The sequence below is a fragment of the Phormidium sp. CCY1219 genome (assembly GCF_055795085.1).
The window spans coordinates 1-422 of record NZ_JAYFEQ010000523.1 but is presented as its reverse complement, the minus strand read 5'-3'; the positions used below and the strand labels follow the sequence as shown (position 1 = coordinate 422).

Annotated in this window: 1 protein-coding gene; it reads right to left on the bottom strand. The window is 46.9% G+C overall.

The features are described from left to right. Window positions 1-126: 126 nt before the first annotated feature. On the bottom strand, window positions 127-300 hold the full coding sequence (locus AC0QH1_RS13830) for a hypothetical protein (protein WP_324631744.1): 174 nt from the start codon (window positions 298-300) through the stop codon (window positions 127-129). Window positions 301-422: the final 122 nt, after the last annotated feature.

Below are 422 nucleotides of genomic sequence, written 5' to 3'. Positions count from 1 at the left end.
GGGGGAGAACTCCTCCCTACGCATAAATGACGAGGGTTTCCGTTCTCCCCCTTACCAACCCTAATTTCTGATGATTGAAGGTCTGATTTTAATTTATGAGGTCTTTACGCCAGAAGAAATGGTCGGTCAGGTTGAGTATTTGTAATGCGAAAAAGGCGATCGCGCTTCTGAGAGGAGAAGGCGATCGCCGCGCAAATGCCAGAAGTGAGCCGATATAACTTGCAAGAAAATATCCTCCGGGCAATCAAACGCCGACAATTGCTTTCCTACAATCCTCAACCAGCTTCTTACCAGCTTCATCCTTTCGTTCAAGAAAAAGCCGATCGCCTACTGTTCTGCTTGTGCTATCTGCTCTCTCACCCAAGCGCGAAACGAACGCAATAAAGTAGTTTCGCCGACGGTTTGGCTTTGTGCTAAAAATT

Excerpts from the sequence above, each read along its gene's own strand:
- AC0QH1_RS13830 (WP_324631744.1), bottom strand. The coding sequence starts at position 300 with ATGAAGCTGGTAAGAAGCTGGTTGAGGATTGTAGGAAAGCAATTGTCG.